The organism is Pseudoalteromonas sp. P1-30 (assembly GCF_001400005.1).
In the GTDB taxonomy this organism is placed as follows: domain Bacteria; phylum Pseudomonadota; class Gammaproteobacteria; order Enterobacterales; family Alteromonadaceae; genus Pseudoalteromonas; species Pseudoalteromonas atlantica.
The window spans coordinates 831,817-849,117 of the sequence record NZ_LKBC01000002.1 but is presented as its reverse complement, the minus strand read 5'-3'; the positions used below and the strand labels follow the sequence as shown (position 1 = coordinate 849,117).

The window sequence follows — 17,301 nt, the reverse complement described above, 5'->3', positions numbered from 1 at the left end:
TTTAAATCCTCAATGTTCGAGTTGGTTACGTTTTTCGCCAGACATCATAATAGCTAAGCCACAGGCAGAAATCACCACTAACAATAAACCGGGAATGGCAGCACGGCCAAAGTAACCGGCTTCGTACACACGCCATAAATAGGTTGAAAGGGTTTCGAACCCGGTCGGGCCTAGCAATAGCGTTGCTTCAAGCTCGCGCATTGATTCTAAAAATACCAATGCAGCACCTGCAATAATACCACGCATTGTTAGCGGCAGGGTAATGCGAGTAAAGGCTTCACGCGGGCTTGCACCTAATACGCGCGCCGACTTTATTAAGCTTTGATCTAAATGCTCTGTACTGGTGCGAATAGAGCCAACGGCAAGCGGTAAAAATCGTAGCATGTAAGCAATAATCAGAAGCGCTAATGTTTGATATAAAAACGGGAGTTGCAAGCCGCCATATACCAGCGCGGTGCCCATCACAATGCCAGGAATACCAAAACCAAAATAGGTAACACGCTCCATTATTCTGCCGGCTTTTCCACTTAATGCGGCATGAGCAACAGGAATAGCCACAATAACCGCCACTATGGCAGCTATGGCTGAGGCATACGCTGAGTTCCACGCTATGCTAAAGTCAAAATTGCTGTAACCATCGCGTGCTAGCCAAACAAAAAATATCGCCAGCGGTAAACCAATAGCTAACAATAAAATAGGGCCAAACGCAGCAATCATTGCGGTTATTTGCCATTTAGTGGGAAATAAAACCAGTGGGCGACCGTGTCGTTCAGAGGCGGTTTTTATTTGTGATTCTATTAAAAGTAAAAAGCCAACAATAACCATTAATTGCAGCGACAACATCGCCGCGCGCCCTAATGCAAACGCATTGTATTCTACGTAAATTACCCGGGTAAAGGTATCTAGGCGCATCATTGCGGGTGTACCAAAGTCTGAAAGCGTATACAGCGCCACTAATAATGAACCCGCTGCTATACCGTTAACTACACGGGGTAAAATTACTTTAAACACACTTTGTGTCATCGACATACCCAAGGTGCGCGCTGCATTTACCATGCTGGCATCTAAACTGAGCAGGGACGAGCGTGTGGTCATCATTACAAAAGGGAAGGTGTATAAGGTCATTACAATGGCTGCACCGCTTAATCCGTACATGGGTGGGGTTTCAAAGCCAAGTAGGTTATTTATTTCACCCCCTGGGCCAAACGCAGCGTACAAAGTAAATGCGCCAATATAACTTGGAATAGCCAAGGGCGCGGCAAAAATTACCAGCCATATTTTTTTAAAAGGCAAATGCACATAAGCACTTATAAAAGCCAGTGGTACCCCAATCAGAATTGAGCCTAATACGGTTAAGCCCATTAGCGATAACGTATTGCCCAGTATTTTTAAATTATGACTGTCAAAAAGGGTACTGGAGTCGCTAGCAAGGGTAATTAAAATATAAACAGGGGTAATCGTAATGAGCGCTGCAAGCAGCGCCATTGGGTAAGAAGCAGGTATTCGCATTTATAAAACGCCGTTGTTGCGCATCAAGTTGATGGTGGGGCGTAAATCCGCAAGTTGAGTTAAATCAACCTTTGGTGGAGATATGTCACTCAGCGACGGTAAGCCTGCCGGTTGAGTAATGCCATTAACAAGCGGTATTTCATACGCTTCTCGGGCTAAATAACCTTGTACTTCTTCGCTTAATAAGTAACGCATAAAATTAGTAGCAAGCGGGTCATCGTTTAGCGTTAAAATACCCGAGGCATTGACTAAACAACCTGCATCTTGCTCGGTAAAGGCTAAGTCTAATTTAGCATCTGGTTTACCCGATTTAAGACGCAGCGTGTAGTAGTGATTAGCAAAACCAATATCTACTTCACCACGTTCTACCGCCATTACAACACCGAGTTCACCGGCGTATGTTTTAGCACGCTTTTTAACTTTTTTAAGCCATTTAGCAGTTTTATCATCGCCTTCTAAAATACGCATAGCGGTAACAAACGATTGAAACGATGCATAAGCAGGCGCCCAACCAATAGATAAATCGCTATCTGCAATGTCCATTATGCTTGTTGGAATTTGATCTTTGGTTAAACGTGATGTGTTATACGGCAAGGTTCTGATCCGACCGGTAACCGGCGCCCATTGATCGTATCTAAATTGCGGTTGTAACTGTGCAGATAAATCACTCGGTAGGGGCTTTGCAAGGCCTGCATCGGTAACTAGGCCAATAGCGCCTGAGTCAACCGCCCAAAATAAATCGGCGCGGCGTACACCTGCCTTTGCCTCTGCCACTATAGTATTGGCCAGTGCAGCAGTCGGGCCGCGGCGAATAGCTAAGTTAAAGTCAGGATTTTTTTTCTGAATCGCTTGTAATACATTTTCATACAAACCACCTTCACCACGGCCTAGGTATAAGGTTAAATCACCTTTAAGCTTTGGTAAATTATCAACAGAAACTGGGTTTGCTATATCGGCAGCTAGTGCGCGAGAAAGGGGCAGTGGCAAAGCGCCAACAACCCCTAACGCAGCTAGGCCTTGTATAAAGGTCCTACGCTTCACTTAAAAAACATCCTTACGCGACTTCTCCGCTTTTTCTATTAGCGTTTTAGCGCGGTCTAATTTAGTGTGCATATCACTTACCACGTCACGTACTTCATCAACGCTTTTAGCGCTTTTAATTGTTTGCGGTAGTGTTACGTTAAAATCTTTTTCCAGCACTTCTACTAGTTTTGCATCTTGTTCGATAAGCGTACCTTCTACGCCTTCAAAAAGGTGTAAATATGTATCGTGAACAATTTCAGTGGCTTCTTCGTTTAAGCGCTCTGCAAATTTAGCAACAACACGGTCAAGCTTGTGCTTGATTTCGTCAATGGTGGCACTTTGGGTCATGCCTTCTGTAGCAGTGGCTTTAACTGTATCAAGTAAGCCTTTTTGCTGGAATTTTGCCGCAAGCTTAACAGCACCAAGACCTTGCCACAAGGCTATGTTCATGGCTTTTTGCTGATTGCGCACTTCTTGGGCAGGCTTGTTGTTATCAATGGCCATTTTTACACCATAAATGCCTTGCCAAATAGAGGCATATACAGGCACAAAGTTAGTTTCAATAGCGCTGTGAAACTTAACCGACTCCCAATATTCAATTAAATCGTCGCTGTTTACAGCCTTTGCACCGCTTTTGCTGTAGTCAGTTACCATGGTGTCTACTTTACCAACCATCCATTCAACTTCTTCTGAATAGTCTTTAATGTTTTCTTGTAAATGGTTTACGTGCTCACCAATTGGGCCGTTAGCTAGCGCCGGTTGCGTTACAAAAGCAGAAGCTAACAATAAGCTTGCACCTAATGTTTTTACAGATTTAGAAAGGTGTTTCATAGTAAAGAGTCCGAAAAGGTAATTGTAAATGATAGACATTATCATATCCGTAATATTTACTAAAATCAATATAACAAATACGTCAATGCAAAGCTCAAAACCTGAGCAAAATTAATACCTAACAGGCAAATAATGACTATGCCTCTTAGGTATAATTTAACGCTTAGCAGTAATGCTTACCTGCAATTGCAGTGTAAATGGCATCACATAAGGTGTTTATACTGGCTGAGTCACTTATATACGGGGGCATTAGGTAAATAAGTTTACCAAAGGGTCTAATCCATACGCCTTGCTCTACAAAAAAGGCTTGAATTTTAGCAACATCTACATTGCCAGCATCATCAGTTAGCTCTACAACACCTATTGCGCCTAAGGTACGCACATTGGCTACCGCATCTAATTCATTGCACTTTTTAAGCTGTTGTAGTTGAGTGTTTATATCGCTAATGCGTTGTTGCCAATCCTGCGCCAAAAGTAAATCTATACTGGCGCACGCAACCGCACAGGCAAGCGGGTTGCCCATAAATGTAGGTCCGTGCATCAAAACGCCGGCTTCACCTTCGCTAATGCCTATGGCTATTTTATCACTGGTTAGTGTGGCCGAAAGGGTCATTGAGCCACCTGTAAGGGCTTTGCCAATACATAAAATATCAGGCTCTATATTAGCGTGCTCTACAGCAAATAATTTACCCGTGCGGCCAAATCCTGTGGCTATTTCATCGCAAATTAGTAAAACATTATATTGTGTGCATAATTTACGAACGCAGGCTAAATACTCGGGGTTGTAAAAGTTCATGCCGCCGGCGTTTTGTACTATGGGCTCAATAATAAAGGCGGCTACCTCGTGATGGTGCGTTTTAAAGTATTGTTCAAGCGTTTGGGCTTCTGCTTGGTTAAACTCGCCATCAAATTTACTTACAGGGGCGGGTACAAACACATGCTCTGGTAAAAAACCTTTATACAAACTGTGCATAGAATTAACCGGATCGCACACGCTCATAGCGGCAAATGTATCACCATGATAACCCTTATAAGGCGTCATTAATTTTTGCTTGTGTGTAAACCCTTGGCTTAACCAATATTGCAGCGCCATTTTAATCGCTACTTCTACACTTACCGAGCCACTATCGGCTAAAAACACCTTAGTTAAACTTTTTGGGGTAATTGTAATAAGCCTTTTACACAGCTCTACCGCGCTATTATGGGTAATGCCGCCAAACATTACATGGCTCATACTATTAATTTGTTCAATCATGGCGTTATTTAATACCGGATGATTATAGCCATGAATTGCGCTCCACCATGAGGCCATGCCATCAATGAGTTGCTCGCCGGTTTCTAGGTAAATTAAATTATGATTTGCATGAGTAACAGGGTAAACCGGGATAGGCTGTGTCATTGATGTGTAAGGGTGCCAAATATGGTCACGATCAAAATCAAGGTCAATCGTTTGTTTTTTGTTCATATGTAAACTTTAACGTGGTGGGTTTCGTTGACAATGGTACTTCAAGACGTAGACTAATCCAACATCACCACTGAGAAAAATAAGAGACTACTATGGAACTTGCACCTGTTCGCCACGATTGGACCCACGCCCAAGTAAAGGCATTATTTGAAATGCCATTTAACGATTTATTATTTAAAGCGGCATCGGTTCATCGCGCTAATTTTAATCCTAACGAAGTACAAATATCTACTTTATTATCTATTAAAACAGGGGCTTGCCCAGAGGATTGTAAATACTGTCCACAATCGGGGCATTATAAAACCGACTTAGAGCGCGAGCGCCTACTAGAAGTAGAAAAAGTGGTAGAGCAAGCACGCCTAGCTAAACAAAAAGGCGCAACCCGTTTTTGTATGGGCGCAGCATGGTCAGATCCAAAAGACAGAGACATGCCGTATATTTCTAAAATGGTTAAAGAAGTAAAAGAACTTGGCCTAGAAACCTGTATGACGCTTGGTAAACTTACCAACGAAAAAGCACATGAGCTAAGTAGCGCAGGGCTTGATTACTACAATCATAACCTTGACACTTCGCCTGAATATTACGAGCAAATTATATCTACGCGCACCTTTGAAGACAGATTAAACACCATAGATCACGTACGTGATGCCGGCATGAAAGTATGCTCAGGCGGTATTGTCGGTATGGGAGAGCAAGCAAGCGACCGTTACGGTTTATTAATGCAGCTGGCAAATTTACCACAACAGCCTGAAAGCGTACCTATTAATATGTTGGTAAAAGTAAAAGGCACACCGCTTGAAAACGTAGACGATTTAGATCATTTTGAATTTATACGTACCATAGCTACCGCCCGTATTATGATGCCACACAGCTATGTGCGTTTATCAGCAGGTCGCAGCGCGATGAACGAGCAAATGCAATCAATGTGCTTTTTTGCAGGCGCTAACTCAATATTTTATGGTGATAAACTACTCACAACCGAAAACCCAGAGGCCGATGCCGACATGAAGCTAATTAAAAAATTAGGCATGAACCCAGAAAAACACCAAGACTATTCAGACGAAGCCGTTGCCGCATCGCTGTCATCGCAAGTGGCCGATAAAGCAACGTCAGCCTTATTTTACGAAGCCTAAGCTTACCTTTTATGCCATTTGAATTTTTAGATACGCATTTGCAGCAACAACAGCAACATGCGTTATTACGTAAACGCCATGTGGTGCAGTGCGCTACAGCACGTACCATTACGTTAAATAACGCAACGTACCTTAATTTTGCCAGTAATGATTACCTAGGCTTTGGTGATTGCAGTATTAACCTTGAGCAAAACAACGTACTCGGTAGCCACAGCTCACCTTTAGTAACTGGGTATCAGGCGCAGCAACACCAGCTAGAGCAATACTTATGTAGTGCGCTTGGCTACGAGGCTGGCATGTTGTTTAATTCGGGGTTTAGTGCAAATAGCAGTGTAATTAAAGCGTTGTTTAACGATAAAAGCGCGGCGCAAAATAGTGCTATTTTTCAAGATAAGCTAAACCACGCCAGTTTGATTGACGGCGCAATGCACTCAAATGCCGCATTGATCCGCTTTAACCATAACGATTTAAAGCATTTACGTTCGCGGCTCGAAAAATCAAAAGCACACAATAAGCTAATTATTAGTGAAGGGGTGTTTTCGATGGATGGCGACACCGCCCCCATAAAAGGGCTGCTTGCTTTAGCTAAAGAGCACAATGCTTGGCTTATGATTGATGATGCACATGGTTTTGGCGCACTAGGTAAAACCGGTTTAGGTAGCTGTGAGGCATTATTAGATGAGGGCTTAGCACTTCCCGATATACTGGTTATTACCTTTGGAAAAGCAGTAGCAAGTAGCGGGGCCTGTGTATTAGCAAATAACCAATTTATTAATTACATGCTGCAGTTTAACCGCGACTACACGTATTCAACCGCTATATCGCCGCTTATGGCAGCGCTTACGCTTACGCGCTTGCAAGCCATTAAACGTGCAGATAATAAACGCGAGCAGCTAAGTAGTAACATTGCTTTTTTTAAGCAGCTTTGTAAACAACACGCTATTGCGGTAATGGAGTCAAACACCGCTATTCAGCCCATTGTGCTTGGCTGCGCAGAGCAAACGTTACACGCAGCACAAAACCTTAAACAGCAGGGTATTTGGCTAACCGCTATTCGCCCACCCACGGTTGCGCATAATACCGCGCGGTTACGTGTAACCTTAACAGCGGCGCATACCCATGCAGATATAACAGCACTTGTTGAGCACTTAAAAGGCGCAATAGCATGATTGCGCAGGCTTTAGCTCATACCCACAGTAAGCAAGCTTTAAATAAAAAGCCCGCGCTTTTACCTATAAATGGGGCTTCACAAAAGCGTGCGCTTATACAAAGTGCTGAGCAAGTACGCCCCCATACAGCGCTTAAAAAGGGAGCGAGTGATAAGTTTTCTAAAGCAGCTGAGCAATACAACAGCCATGCCAATGTACAAAAACAGGCAGCAAGCGATTTATTTAAATTAATAAACTCCCAGTCGCACAACCAAAGTAAATGCTGTGTAGATTTAGGAGCTGGCCCACTGGTTAATACCTCGCAGCTAAGCAAACAATACGGCCAAGTAATCGCGATAGATTTAAGCTTAAACATGCTTAAAAGCGCTGCATTAACTAACCCCAAAATTTGCGCTGATATGGATAACCTGCCGCTACAAGCAAGCAGTATTGACGCTATATTTAGTAACTTTGCAGTGCAGTGGTCGGCTAATTTTGAAAAATTAATGCATTCGCTTTATAAAAGCTTAAAGCCTGGCGGGCAGGCTTATATAAGTACTGTAGTGGCGGGTTCGCTTAACGAAATTAAAACAGCGTTTGCAGCGCTTGATAACCGCAGCCATATAAATACCTTTAATACACACGCTTATATAAACCAGTCGGTACAAAAGGCAGGGTTTAGTATTAATAGCTCACAAAAAGTAATTTATACCGATTGTTATTCAAGCCCGTTAAAAGCCATTAAATCTATTAAAGCCATTGGTGCTACAACGCAAAATCATGCTAATTCACGCCAAGGGTTATTAACGAAGTCGGCGCTACAACGGGTATGCAATGCGTATCCGCTTTTAAACAATCAAGCGTGTGTATCTTACCATGTGGTATTGTTATCATTACAAAAAAGCCATGAGTAGCTTATATTAAAATTAATCAAGGCAGTAAAATGAAAGAATTTTTTATTACCGGTACCGACACCGACGCCGGAAAAACCCACGTTACTAGTTTGCTATTAAAGCTACTTGCCCAACATAAAAAAAACGCAATTGGCTTTAAGCCACTTGCCGCAGGCTGCGAAATGGCGTTTGAACAGCTAGTAAACGCCGATGCACTAATGCTAATGGAAAGCGCCACGGTAAGTGCCAAATACGATGTAATAAACCCCTTTGCCTTCGCGCCACCCATTGCGCCGCACATAGCCGCAGAACAAGTGGGGGTAAACATTACGCTCGATAAACTAAGTACAGCGTACTCAACGCTTAAACAACAAGGTGCCGATTACCACCTAACCGAAGGCGCTGGTGGCTGGGCACTGCCAATTAATAATACCGATTATTTATACGACTGGGTTAAGGCCGAGCAACTACCCGTAATTTTAGTAGTAGGCATGAAACTAGGCTGTTTAAACCATGCTTTACTTACCGCTGCCCATATGCAAAGTTTAGGCATTAATTGTGTAGGCTGGGTTGCCAACCAAGTAGACCCAAATATGGACGAATACCAAGCTAACCTTGATTCGTTAAAGGCACGCTTGCCATTTCCTATTTTGGCTATAAGCCCATACAGCGAGCAAACCCCTAAACTGCAAATATACAAAACCTTGCTTAATACCCTCAATTTACAAAGCTAATTGTGGCTGCTTTGCGTTTTTAAATGCAAAGCAGTTTTTATATTAAATACATGAGCTTATTAATTGTATTTACGCCTTGAAATTGCCCCCTTTAGTACACATATTACAAGTTAAAGCTATTGTTACTAAGGAAATAAACCGCTACATGACGCACCCATATATTAAACGCTTCGCTCAAAACACACAGGTAACGGGTGAACCCGAGGTAAAGCCAAGTGCTCAGCCTAAAACCCGTGTGGGCATTTTAGGTGGCGGCACAGCAGGGGCAACAATAGCTATTCGATTGGCAGCGCTAGGGATTCATACCACTATTTTTGAGAAAAAAAAGTCACTTATAGATGGCCCACCTATGTGCCATTTACACGCTGGTGGTAATTTATACCGTGAAATACCAGACGAAGACTGCATAGATTTACTCAAGCAATGTATTGATATTTTACGCCTATACCCCTACACCATAGACGTACGCCCAACCGTGTTTGCAGTGCCAACGCGTGATGACGACTCACCCGATGATTTACTACCACGATTAAATAAAATCACCAACGCGTATAAAGAGTTAGTTGAGCAAGACCCTAACAACAAAGTACTTGGCGAGCCCGACAATTACTACCAGCTGTATAGTCATGAGCAAATGATAGCGCTGAGTAAAAAAGAGCAGGTTAGTGAGCCTAAAACGCTAGATGAGTGGATGATCCCCGTTGCTAAGCACCTAAACTTAAACAAAGTAAAATACCCGCTAATTGTTGCTCAAGAATACGGGTGGAATATTTTTAGGTTATCGGCCAGCGCCCAACTTGCGCTTGCCCAGTACGAACACGCTAATGTACTTACCAGCACAGAGGTAAAGCAAGTTAGCCAAGTTGAGCAAACCAGTGCCAATAACCAATCGCCAACCTGGAAAATTGAATACCAAAATAACCAAAGCGACACTTCGCAAACCGTAGAGGTAGACTACCTAATTAATGCCTGCGGCTTTCAAACCGGTATTGTAGATGACATGGTAGGCGTAGAGGCCAAACGTATGGTAGAATTTAAAGCCTCTTACATTACGCATTGGCAAGGTGCTGGCGGGCAAATTCCGGAAATTATTATTTATGGTAACCGTGGCACGCCAGAAGGTATGGCACAGCTAACGCCTTATCCTAATGGCTATTATCAAATTCATGGTATGACCAACTCAATTACCTTGTTTAACGATGGCCTAGCCGATACCAACGAGCAAAGTGCACAGCCGCAATTGCCAGCTAAATACTTAAATTACATAAACAATGGGTGGGATCAGCAAGTACTAAAAGCACGTAGTCAAAAAGCCATTGATTATGTAGCCGAGTTTGTTCCGGCATTTAAAAACGCCAACACGCAAAACAATGCCTTGTTTGGTGGCCAGCAAATCCCAGGAGAAGACGACACCTTGCGCGTCGCCGATGTTAGCTTATATTCGCATATTAGCTACGCACGAGCCGAAAACGTAAAAGCGTCATCTACCTTAATCGCTGCCGATGAAATAGTGGCTGAATTTACTAAACTTGGCCTAATAAGCGACGATGCGCACATAAATGAGCATCGTACACATCACCAGTGGACGTATCTTCAACAACACAACCATGCAGATATAACCAAGGTGGCACAATTACTTGCAAAAGAGCGCGGCTTTCCTACAGATATGGCAACAATTAATAATTGCATTACAACTAGCGGCATAACCAGCAACTAATTGTTTTTATAGGCGTAACGAGGTTTAATAACTGCGTTACGCCACACTTTACTCCCTTTTTAAACTCCCCAAAAAATTTATTAATAAACCTGCAAATAACCCTTGCGTTATGACATAGTTTGTCACAGAATAGCCTCAACGCTATGACATAGTGTGTCATAACGTAATGATTGCTTTAACCTAATTTAATTTTATGTTCGGTGATCAAACCTATTTTTGTGAGGACAATATGAAACGTATATTTTTGTTTTTATTAACTAACCTAGCGGTTATGTTGGTATTAGGTGTAGTGCTTTCAATAATAATGAGCGCGCTGGGTTTAAGCCATCGTAGCCTTGGCGGAATATTACTTATAGCCTCTGTATTTGGCTTTGGTGGCTCGTTTATTTCGTTATTTATGTCTAAGTGGATTGCTAAAAAATCAACGGGCGCACAGGTAATTACTCAACCACGCAACGAAACCGAGCACTGGCTTGTACAAACTGTATCAGCACAAGCTCAAAAAGCAGGTATAAAAATGCCTGAAGTAGCAATTTACGACAGCCCAGAAATGAACGCCTTTGCAACCGGCCCAAGTAAAAACAACTCGCTGGTGGCGGTCAGCACTGGTTTATTACATAACATGAATCAAGACCAAGCCGAGGCCGTACTTGCCCACGAAGTATCGCACGTTGCTAATGGCGACATGGTAACGCTTACGCTAATACAAGGCGTGGTAAATACCTTTGTAATATTTGCCGCAAAAGTACTGGCAGGCATAGTTGATAACTTTTTAAATGGCGATGAAGAAGAGGGCGGTAGTAGCTGGTCTTACTTTTTATTCGACATGTTATTCCAAGTTGTATTTGGTGTGCTTGCAAGCATAGTGGTTGCAAGTTACAGCCGTAAGCGTGAATTTGCAGCCGACAGCGGCGCAGCTAAATTGGTAGGTGCAGACAAAATGCGCTCAGCTCTTGAGCGATTAAAGCAAAACCATCCTTCGCAATTACAAGGCTCAATGATGGCCTTTGGTATAGCAAGTGGTAAAGGTATGGCTGAACTGTTTTCATCTCACCCACCGCTTGATGCGCGAATAGACGCCCTGCGTAAATAAGCTAACCCTTATTTAAAAACACAAAAGCCAGCTAATTAGCTGGCTTTTTAGTATGTGGTAACTGGTTTATCAAGGGTTAAAGTTATTTACCAAAAATAATATCGGTAATGCCCTCAGGTGAGAGTATTTCAATCCAGTAGCCGTCAGGGTCTTTTATAAATGCTAAGCCCTTCATTGAACCATCATCTGGCTTTTTAACAAATTCTACATCGTACTTTGCAAAGCGCTCACTGGCAGCGTATACATCTGGCACGCTAATGCCAATATGGCCAAAGCCTTTAGGCTCTTGGTTACCGCTGTGGTAGCCCTCAAAGCTATCGTCGTCTTCTGTACCCCAGTTATGGGTAAGCTCAATTAGTGCAGGGCGACCAAATACCCATTTAGCTTTGGTTTTATCATCACCTTGCGGCTGCTCTGGCTCGTAGCCTAAAAAGTACAGCGTAAACTTCATTTCAGGAAAGTCATACTTACCTAACAGCTTCATACCTAATACATTTTGATAAAACTCGAGCGACGGTTTGGGATCTTTAATACGCAACATAGTTTGCTGCATCACATAGCCTTTAGTGGCCTGTTCAATTTGCTCTGGCGATTCGTTATAGCTAGACATGGTAATCCTTTGTATAAATTAAGAAGCGAAAACTTAGATATAATGCTTAAACCAACATAATCAACTCTCAGCTAAATAAAAACTCACTCGCATACATCACTATTTATAACGGATTAAGTCTATAAAGCAGAAGTTACTAAATATACCACATTATTTTCTAAGCCATTTTCCTAGATGAGTTAGGAATATGGATGATTTTTAATTATCTAAATATTAATAAACTATACCTAAACAAGGACGGAGGGTATCAAGTATGATTTGTATGGATGAAAATATAACTGAATTTGGCAACATGAGTGTATTGCTTAATATCCAAAGTGAAACAAGTTACTGTATACAGTGGTTTAGCAAAATGACCGGCGCAACAGTTATACTTACCCGCAAAGCATCACGGCAGTACCAAGTTACCAGAAAGTGGGCTTCAGGGCGCGAGCTTGACGATGTATTAAGTGAGTTTACACATGCTAACCAGGCAATTATTCACTTTTTAAATAATGTTGATATAGCAAAAATTAACGAACAAAGAATTGTTGCAGCAAAATACCACTGCATAAATTTATTTGCAGAAGCTGAAGGGTTAAGGCCAATAACCAACCTTAATTTACCAAAACCTAGGCTACAAGAAGCGATTGGCAAAAAGGTGTTGATAAAATCAACATTAGGCAATAACAACATAGCAACCGGATTATTACTTCAGCTGGTGGGCAACCAAGTTGAAATACAAGTAAACAACGACGATGCATACTGTGACCAACCAAGGCAAAAATTTTATACCAAGCAAGTATCTATTTGCTAAATTAACCAACTGTTTTTATTGGCAGTTTTACTTTAATAGTAAAACCGCCATCATTAATAATTTCAAAACTTCCCCCTAATGCCATAGAGCGCTCTTGCATAAAAGCTAAGCCATAGTGTCCGGTGTTGTCGGTTAACTTTACACTATCGCCGTTATCTCTAATTTCCAACTCACTAAAATGCTCGCTAGATTTAATGTTTATAGTTAGTAAGTTTGCATTACTATGTTTAATACAATTGGTTACTGCTTCTTGGCAAATTCTATAAACCGCAATTTCATGCTCTTTAGAAAGCGCTTGCTCTAGTGTAAAACTTACTTCGTAACTTATATTAGCCTGATTAAGTAAGCTTTTTAAGCGTCCCTGAACCACTGCTTTTTTAAGCCCTAGCTCATCAAGTTCTCGTGGGCGTAGATAATGCATTAACTGATAAACAGAGTCGTACATGGCATTTGCATTATTTTTTAATGTTGTAACAAAGGTTTGTGTTTTTTCATTACTAATATGAGACAAAATAGCTAAATCTGTTTTTAAAGCTGTTAAGTTTTGGCCAAGTTCATCGTGTAACTCTTGTGAAAGGTGTTTACGTTCATTTTCTTGAACGGTAACCATTTTAGCTGCAAGGCGTGAATTTTGATCAAGCTGCTTAGTCAGTGCTCGGTTAATTTTTTTTAACTCTACATTTTTACGTTTAAGCTCAGTAATAGCCGCGCCTAGAACCATGCTGGTAATGGCATTGGCTAAAATAAATAGTTGGCTTATATAAGTATTACTCGGTTCGTCAGTAATGATTGCTTCAACAATTATTAAAGCGTTAATAAGCGTTGCGCTAGTAATTGCGCCTACAATACCAAACCGATACGAAAACCAAATAATAGGCAACAAAGATGCAAGGCGAAGTAACGGGTAGGTATCGGGGCGTAGTAAGTATGCAAATATCAGCACAAATATTACTATGGCTAATGTTAAGGTTAAATTAGTCACTTTAAGTAATGCAGGGCGCTTTAATGGTAGCTTTAAAGAGTGAACTAACATAATAAACGGCGCAATGAGCAACGAGCCTGTTATATCGCCTAGGCACATATTTAATTGATACTGCAATAGCTCTTTAGCAACCTGAATGTTTGTAAATTCGAATGCGCTTGAGAACAAAAACCACTTTATTGAAGTGCTTGCTACACATAACAAAATTAACGAAAGTATACCTAAGCTATTATTAATGCTTGGCGGCCAACGACTGTGTTTAAACACATACACAAGCGCATAAAAACAAAGCTCCTGCCAAAAGCCATGCAGTAAATTAAACTCCCAAACACCAGAACCTAAATACCCAAAGTGCGCTGCCAAAGCACGAGACGATAACCACAAAGTGACCCAATAGCGTGTTGGCGAAAGCAAATAAAAAGCAATTTTTATTCCCGCAGGAATAAATATAGCACTACTCTCTGGCACAGTTTCTAAATTAGTGCCAACCCAAAAAGCAGCAATGCAGGCAACAAAATATATTCCACCTAGTAAAAGGTGCTTTGTAATTTCTTTAATACATGCAATAGCAGAAAAGTTAAAAGCGGGTAGTGTACTAGGTAAGTTCATCTAGCTTTATTACTCCAGCATCAATGGCTATTTTTAACAGTTCAAACGAAGTGGTTACATTAAGCTTGCTGTAAATATTTGCCTTATGCACGTGCGCTGTTTTAGGCATTATTTCTAATTGTTGCGCTATTTGTTTCGCATTTAACCCTTTTGCTAACAGTGGTAAAGCTTCAAGCTCTCGGTTAGTTAACATAGTTAAAACTGAGCTTTGTGTATTTAGTGCAAAATTTACGTCTTCACTTATATAGCGTTTACCCAGCGCAACCGATTTAACTGCATCAATTAGCTCTTCCGACGCAGAGCGCTTAGACACATAACCAAGGGCGCCTAGGCGAAGTGCATTACTCACATAAGGTTCGTAATCGTGCATGGAGGCAACAATTGTTTTTATTTCAGGGAAATTTTCGTTAAGGTAGGTTAAAAACGTAAGGCCAGTTTGAGATTCATTAAGTGATATATCTACAATAAATATATCGGGTTGCTCAAGTGCAACGGCTAGTATTGCTTGGTCAACATTGCAGGCTTCTATTATTACTTCCCAGTCTGCATGTAGTTCTAATAGTTTTTTAAAACTGTCGCGTACTAATTGATGATCTTCAATTATTCCAATGTGCATGTATTTCTCCCTTTAGATTTATTATACATTGAAATACTTAACCATTAGCCAAAATATTTATTAAATTTAACTACCTAGTAAATATGACACTGCAAAAATAAAAGGGCAATAACGCTCAGTATTTATATATTTAAACGCAGACATTATAAATTAAATATAAGAGCTAAGTAGCCAAAATTTATACCCTAAGTAAAGGGCAGCATGCGTTCGGCTAGAACTCATGTTTTAAAACAAGGAACTTTTATGGCTATTACTATCAAAACAGGCACAATTGACGATGTAACCGCAGTGAGTAAACATATCCCTGAATTATTAACCACTATTGATAATCAAACAGTACACAAACGTTTAAATAATAAAAAAGCACTTATATTAGTGGCCTACCTTGAAGATACATTAGTCGGTTTTAAAATTGGCTATGAGCAATCAACTACACAATTTTATAGCTGGCTTGGTGGCGTACATTTTAAATACCGTAGGCTTGGTATAGCTAAAAAGCTACTTATTCATCAGGAGCAATGGGCCGCTGAGCAAGGCTACACGCATATACATGTAAAATCGATGAACCGGTTTCCTCAAATGCTCACTATGTTAATCACAAACGGCTATCACATAGGTGGCTATGTCGATAAACAAAGTACGATGCTAAGTAAAATTAAGTTTGTAAAACAACTAGCAAAATAAAATAGGGCGCTTTATTCATCGTTATTTAACTATGTGCCATTTAAGGTTTAATTAACTATTGCAGGAACTACTTACAGTAAGTAAATAACGCATATAAAGGAGTAACTATGTTTTTTGATGATATGCAGGGCTTAATACGCGTACTTATTATTGGCGTGCTGGGTTATGTAGCGCTGGTGTTTTGGTTGCGTATATCGGGTAAGCGTACGCTTTCTAAATGGAACGTGTTTGATTTTATTGTCACTATTGCGCTGGGATCTATTTTAGCCTCGGTGATCATTACAAAAAGCGTTGCGCTGCTAGAGGGAATGCTCGCGTTTGTTGTGTTAATAGGGCTGCAATATTTTATTACGTGGCTAAGTGTGCGCTCATCTAAATTTGCTTCGCTTATAAAAGCAGAGCCCTCGCTATTGCTGAGTAATGGAGAATATTGCACGGCGGCACTTAAATCGCAGCGGGTAACTAAATCAGAAATTCGTGCTGCCATTCGTGGTGCGGGTATATTAGCCATAGAAGATGTAGCCGCTGTAGTGCTCGAAACTGACGGCAGTTTTAGCGTACTAAAGCAAAATAACAGTGGGTTAAAAACCGCGTTAAGTGATGTTAGCGAGCAATAAAGTAAGGCGCTAGTACTTATACTTATACTTATATTAATTAAGGCAGGTTTAATACCTGCCTTATCTTTTATTAAAGCCTAATTTATTTAGCGTGGTGCTCTAACAAACTAAAGGTAGGTAAACGCCACTTAAAGCGAATTGACGCCATACGTATTAAGTAGCCTGCAACAAGGCTTACAATAATGCTGATGTTGTCATCAATATTGTAATGGTGCAGTGCCAAGAATAAGCAGGCAACAAGTAACGATACACTCGCGTATAGCTCGTTATGTAATACTAAAGGCGCTTGGCGACATATTAAATCGCGCAGTAAGCCACCAAAAACACCGGTTACAACCGCAGCCACAACGCAAATACCATAGTGCAGGCCCATATTTAGCCCAACTTGGCAGCCAATAATGCTAAACGCCGCAAGCCCTAGCGCATCTAAGCGCATAAAAATACCTTTAAATTTAACCACCCACTTAGCAAGCCACGTAGTCACAATGCCCGCTATACAAGTAATTAATAAATACTCTGGGTGCTGAACCCAGGTAAGTGGGTAATTGCCAAGTAAAATATCTCGCACACTGCCACCACCAATTGCTGTTGCACTGGCAACCAGTACAACGCCAAACCAATCCATTTTCATTCGCCCTGCGCTAAGTGCGCCGGTCATGGCTTCTGCGGTAATACCAATAATATAAACAACGGTTAATAGCATGAGATAATCACTTGAAAATTGCACGTAAAAATAAGGTGTGGATTGTATAGATAAATTAAGTAAATAACGAATGAAAAATCACACTATAAACGCTTAATTTAGATAGAAATAACTAATAACAAAACCGAGTGTAAACAA

17 protein-coding genes are annotated in these 17,301 nt (G+C 41.1%); 9 read left to right on the top strand and 8 right to left on the bottom strand.

Annotated features, from left to right (window positions below):
• Window positions 1-9 precede the first annotated feature (9 nt).
• The 4 genes from AN395_RS07270 to bioA all read right to left on the bottom strand — a co-directional run bounded on the left by AN395_RS07270 (window position 10) and on the right by bioA (window position 4,828).
• Window positions 10-1,509, bottom strand: coding sequence for an iron ABC transporter permease (locus tag AN395_RS07270; protein WP_054982544.1), 1,500 nt, complete (start codon window positions 1,507-1,509; stop codon window positions 10-12).
• The gene (locus tag AN395_RS07265; RefSeq protein WP_004586642.1) at window positions 1,510-2,550 is read right to left on the bottom strand and encodes an extracellular solute-binding protein; all 1,041 of its coding nucleotides are present in this window, start codon (window positions 2,548-2,550) and stop codon (window positions 1,510-1,512) included. It abuts the gene before it with no gap.
• Window positions 2,551-3,363, bottom strand: coding sequence for a hypothetical protein (locus AN395_RS07260; RefSeq protein ID WP_004586641.1), 813 nt, complete (start codon window positions 3,361-3,363; stop codon window positions 2,551-2,553).
• Between the two features lie 163 nt (window positions 3,364-3,526).
• Window positions 3,527-4,828 (bottom strand): adenosylmethionine--8-amino-7-oxononanoate transaminase, encoded by a 1,302-nt coding sequence (bioA, locus tag AN395_RS07255; protein ID WP_054982543.1) that lies wholly within the window; start codon window positions 4,826-4,828, stop codon window positions 3,527-3,529.
• A gap of 92 nt (window positions 4,829-4,920) precedes the next feature.
• Here bioA and bioB point away from each other — a divergent pair, with 92 nt between their 5' ends.
• The 6 genes from bioB to htpX all read left to right on the top strand — a co-directional run bounded on the left by bioB (window position 4,921) and on the right by htpX (window position 11,546).
• A complete protein-coding gene (bioB, locus tag AN395_RS07250; protein WP_004586639.1) occupies window positions 4,921-5,961 on the top strand; it encodes a biotin synthase BioB in 1,041 nt (346 codons plus the stop codon).
• A gap of 11 nt (window positions 5,962-5,972) precedes the next feature.
• Window positions 5,973-7,130 (top strand): 8-amino-7-oxononanoate synthase, encoded by a 1,158-nt coding sequence (locus tag AN395_RS07245; RefSeq protein ID WP_054982542.1) that lies wholly within the window; start codon window positions 5,973-5,975, stop codon window positions 7,128-7,130.
• Complete coding sequence (locus AN395_RS07240; protein WP_095206631.1) at window positions 7,127-8,023, top strand: methyltransferase domain-containing protein; 897 nt, start codon at window positions 7,127-7,129, stop codon at window positions 8,021-8,023. The genes AN395_RS07245 and AN395_RS07240 overlap by 4 nt, the downstream gene beginning before the upstream one ends.
• A 29-nt stretch (window positions 8,024-8,052) precedes the next feature.
• Window positions 8,053-8,736, top strand: coding sequence for a dethiobiotin synthase (gene bioD / locus AN395_RS07235; RefSeq protein ID WP_054982541.1), 684 nt, complete (start codon window positions 8,053-8,055; stop codon window positions 8,734-8,736).
• A gap of 145 nt (window positions 8,737-8,881) precedes the next feature.
• Window positions 8,882-10,453: an FAD-dependent oxidoreductase gene (locus tag AN395_RS07230; RefSeq protein ID WP_054982540.1), complete on the top strand. Its 1,572-nt coding sequence runs from the start codon at window positions 8,882-8,884 to the stop codon at window positions 10,451-10,453.
• 229 nt (window positions 10,454-10,682) lie between these two features.
• Complete coding sequence (htpX, locus tag AN395_RS07225) at window positions 10,683-11,546, top strand: protease HtpX (protein WP_024033579.1); 864 nt, start codon at window positions 10,683-10,685, stop codon at window positions 11,544-11,546.
• 82 nt (window positions 11,547-11,628) lie between these two features.
• Here htpX and gloA read toward each other — a convergent pair whose 3' ends face one another.
• Complete coding sequence (gene gloA, locus AN395_RS07220; RefSeq protein ID WP_024033580.1) at window positions 11,629-12,156, bottom strand: lactoylglutathione lyase; 528 nt, start codon at window positions 12,154-12,156, stop codon at window positions 11,629-11,631.
• Window positions 12,157-12,418: 262 nt separating this feature from the next.
• On the opposite strand from gloA, the gene AN395_RS07215 reads away from it, so the two are divergent.
• Window positions 12,419-12,952, top strand: coding sequence for a hypothetical protein (locus tag AN395_RS07215; protein WP_235576554.1), 534 nt, complete (start codon window positions 12,419-12,421; stop codon window positions 12,950-12,952).
• A 1-nt stretch (window position 12,953) separates the two neighbouring features.
• Here AN395_RS07215 and AN395_RS07210 read toward each other — a convergent pair whose 3' ends face one another.
• Both AN395_RS07210 and AN395_RS07205 read right to left on the bottom strand, forming a co-directional pair.
• On the bottom strand, window positions 12,954-14,543 hold the full coding sequence (locus AN395_RS07210) for an MASE1 domain-containing protein (protein ID WP_054982538.1): 1,590 nt from the start codon (window positions 14,541-14,543) through the stop codon (window positions 12,954-12,956).
• A complete protein-coding gene (locus AN395_RS07205) occupies window positions 14,530-15,159 on the bottom strand; it encodes a response regulator transcription factor (RefSeq protein WP_024033583.1) in 630 nt (209 codons plus the stop codon). The genes AN395_RS07210 and AN395_RS07205 overlap by 14 nt, the downstream gene beginning before the upstream one ends.
• 243 nt (window positions 15,160-15,402) lie before the next feature.
• Here AN395_RS07205 and AN395_RS07200 point away from each other — a divergent pair, with 243 nt between their 5' ends.
• Window positions 15,403-15,843: a GNAT family N-acetyltransferase gene (locus tag AN395_RS07200; RefSeq protein WP_054982537.1), complete on the top strand. Its 441-nt coding sequence runs from the start codon at window positions 15,403-15,405 to the stop codon at window positions 15,841-15,843.
• 107 nt (window positions 15,844-15,950) lie between these two features.
• On the top strand, window positions 15,951-16,460 hold the full coding sequence (locus tag AN395_RS07195; protein ID WP_054982536.1) for a DUF421 domain-containing protein: 510 nt from the start codon (window positions 15,951-15,953) through the stop codon (window positions 16,458-16,460).
• A gap of 82 nt (window positions 16,461-16,542) precedes the next feature.
• Here AN395_RS07195 and AN395_RS07190 read toward each other — a convergent pair whose 3' ends face one another.
• Window positions 16,543-17,163, bottom strand: a complete 621-nt coding sequence (locus AN395_RS07190; protein WP_004586627.1) for a trimeric intracellular cation channel family protein — start codon at window positions 17,161-17,163, stop codon at window positions 16,543-16,545.
• Window positions 17,164-17,301: the final 138 nt, after the last annotated feature.

What these genes read in the sequence shown, in the direction of transcription:
- htpX (WP_024033579.1), top strand. Translation starts at nt 10,683, where the DNA reads ATGAAACGTATATTTTTGTTTTTATTAACTAACCTAGCGGTTATGTTG.
- bioB (WP_004586639.1), top strand. Translation starts at nt 4,921, where the DNA reads ATGGAACTTGCACCTGTTCGCCACGATTGGACCCACGCCCAAGTAAAG.
- bioA (WP_054982543.1), bottom strand. Translation starts at nt 4,828, where the DNA reads ATGAACAAAAAACAAACGATTGACCTTGATTTTGATCGTGACCATATT.
- AN395_RS07205 (WP_024033583.1), bottom strand. Translation starts at nt 15,159, where the DNA reads ATGCACATTGGAATAATTGAAGATCATCAATTAGTACGCGACAGTTTT.
- AN395_RS07190 (WP_004586627.1), bottom strand. Translation starts at nt 17,163, where the DNA reads ATGCTATTAACCGTTGTTTATATTATTGGTATTACCGCAGAAGCCATG.
- AN395_RS07215 (WP_235576554.1), top strand. Translation starts at nt 12,419, where the DNA reads ATGGATGAAAATATAACTGAATTTGGCAACATGAGTGTATTGCTTAAT.
- AN395_RS07260 (WP_004586641.1), bottom strand. Translation starts at nt 3,363, where the DNA reads ATGAAACACCTTTCTAAATCTGTAAAAACATTAGGTGCAAGCTTATTG.
- bioD (WP_054982541.1), top strand. Translation starts at nt 8,053, where the DNA reads ATGAAAGAATTTTTTATTACCGGTACCGACACCGACGCCGGAAAAACC.
- gloA (WP_024033580.1), bottom strand. Translation starts at nt 12,156, where the DNA reads ATGTCTAGCTATAACGAATCGCCAGAGCAAATTGAACAGGCCACTAAA.
- AN395_RS07270 (WP_054982544.1), bottom strand. Translation starts at nt 1,509, where the DNA reads ATGCGAATACCTGCTTCTTACCCAATGGCGCTGCTTGCAGCGCTCATT.
- AN395_RS07240 (WP_095206631.1), top strand. Translation starts at nt 7,127, where the DNA reads ATGATTGCGCAGGCTTTAGCTCATACCCACAGTAAGCAAGCTTTAAAT.
- AN395_RS07210 (WP_054982538.1), bottom strand. Translation starts at nt 14,543, where the DNA reads ATGAACTTACCTAGTACACTACCCGCTTTTAACTTTTCTGCTATTGCA.
- AN395_RS07230 (WP_054982540.1), top strand. Translation starts at nt 8,882, where the DNA reads ATGACGCACCCATATATTAAACGCTTCGCTCAAAACACACAGGTAACG.
- AN395_RS07195 (WP_054982536.1), top strand. Translation starts at nt 15,951, where the DNA reads ATGTTTTTTGATGATATGCAGGGCTTAATACGCGTACTTATTATTGGC.
- AN395_RS07245 (WP_054982542.1), top strand. Translation starts at nt 5,973, where the DNA reads ATGCCATTTGAATTTTTAGATACGCATTTGCAGCAACAACAGCAACAT.
- AN395_RS07200 (WP_054982537.1), top strand. Translation starts at nt 15,403, where the DNA reads ATGGCTATTACTATCAAAACAGGCACAATTGACGATGTAACCGCAGTG.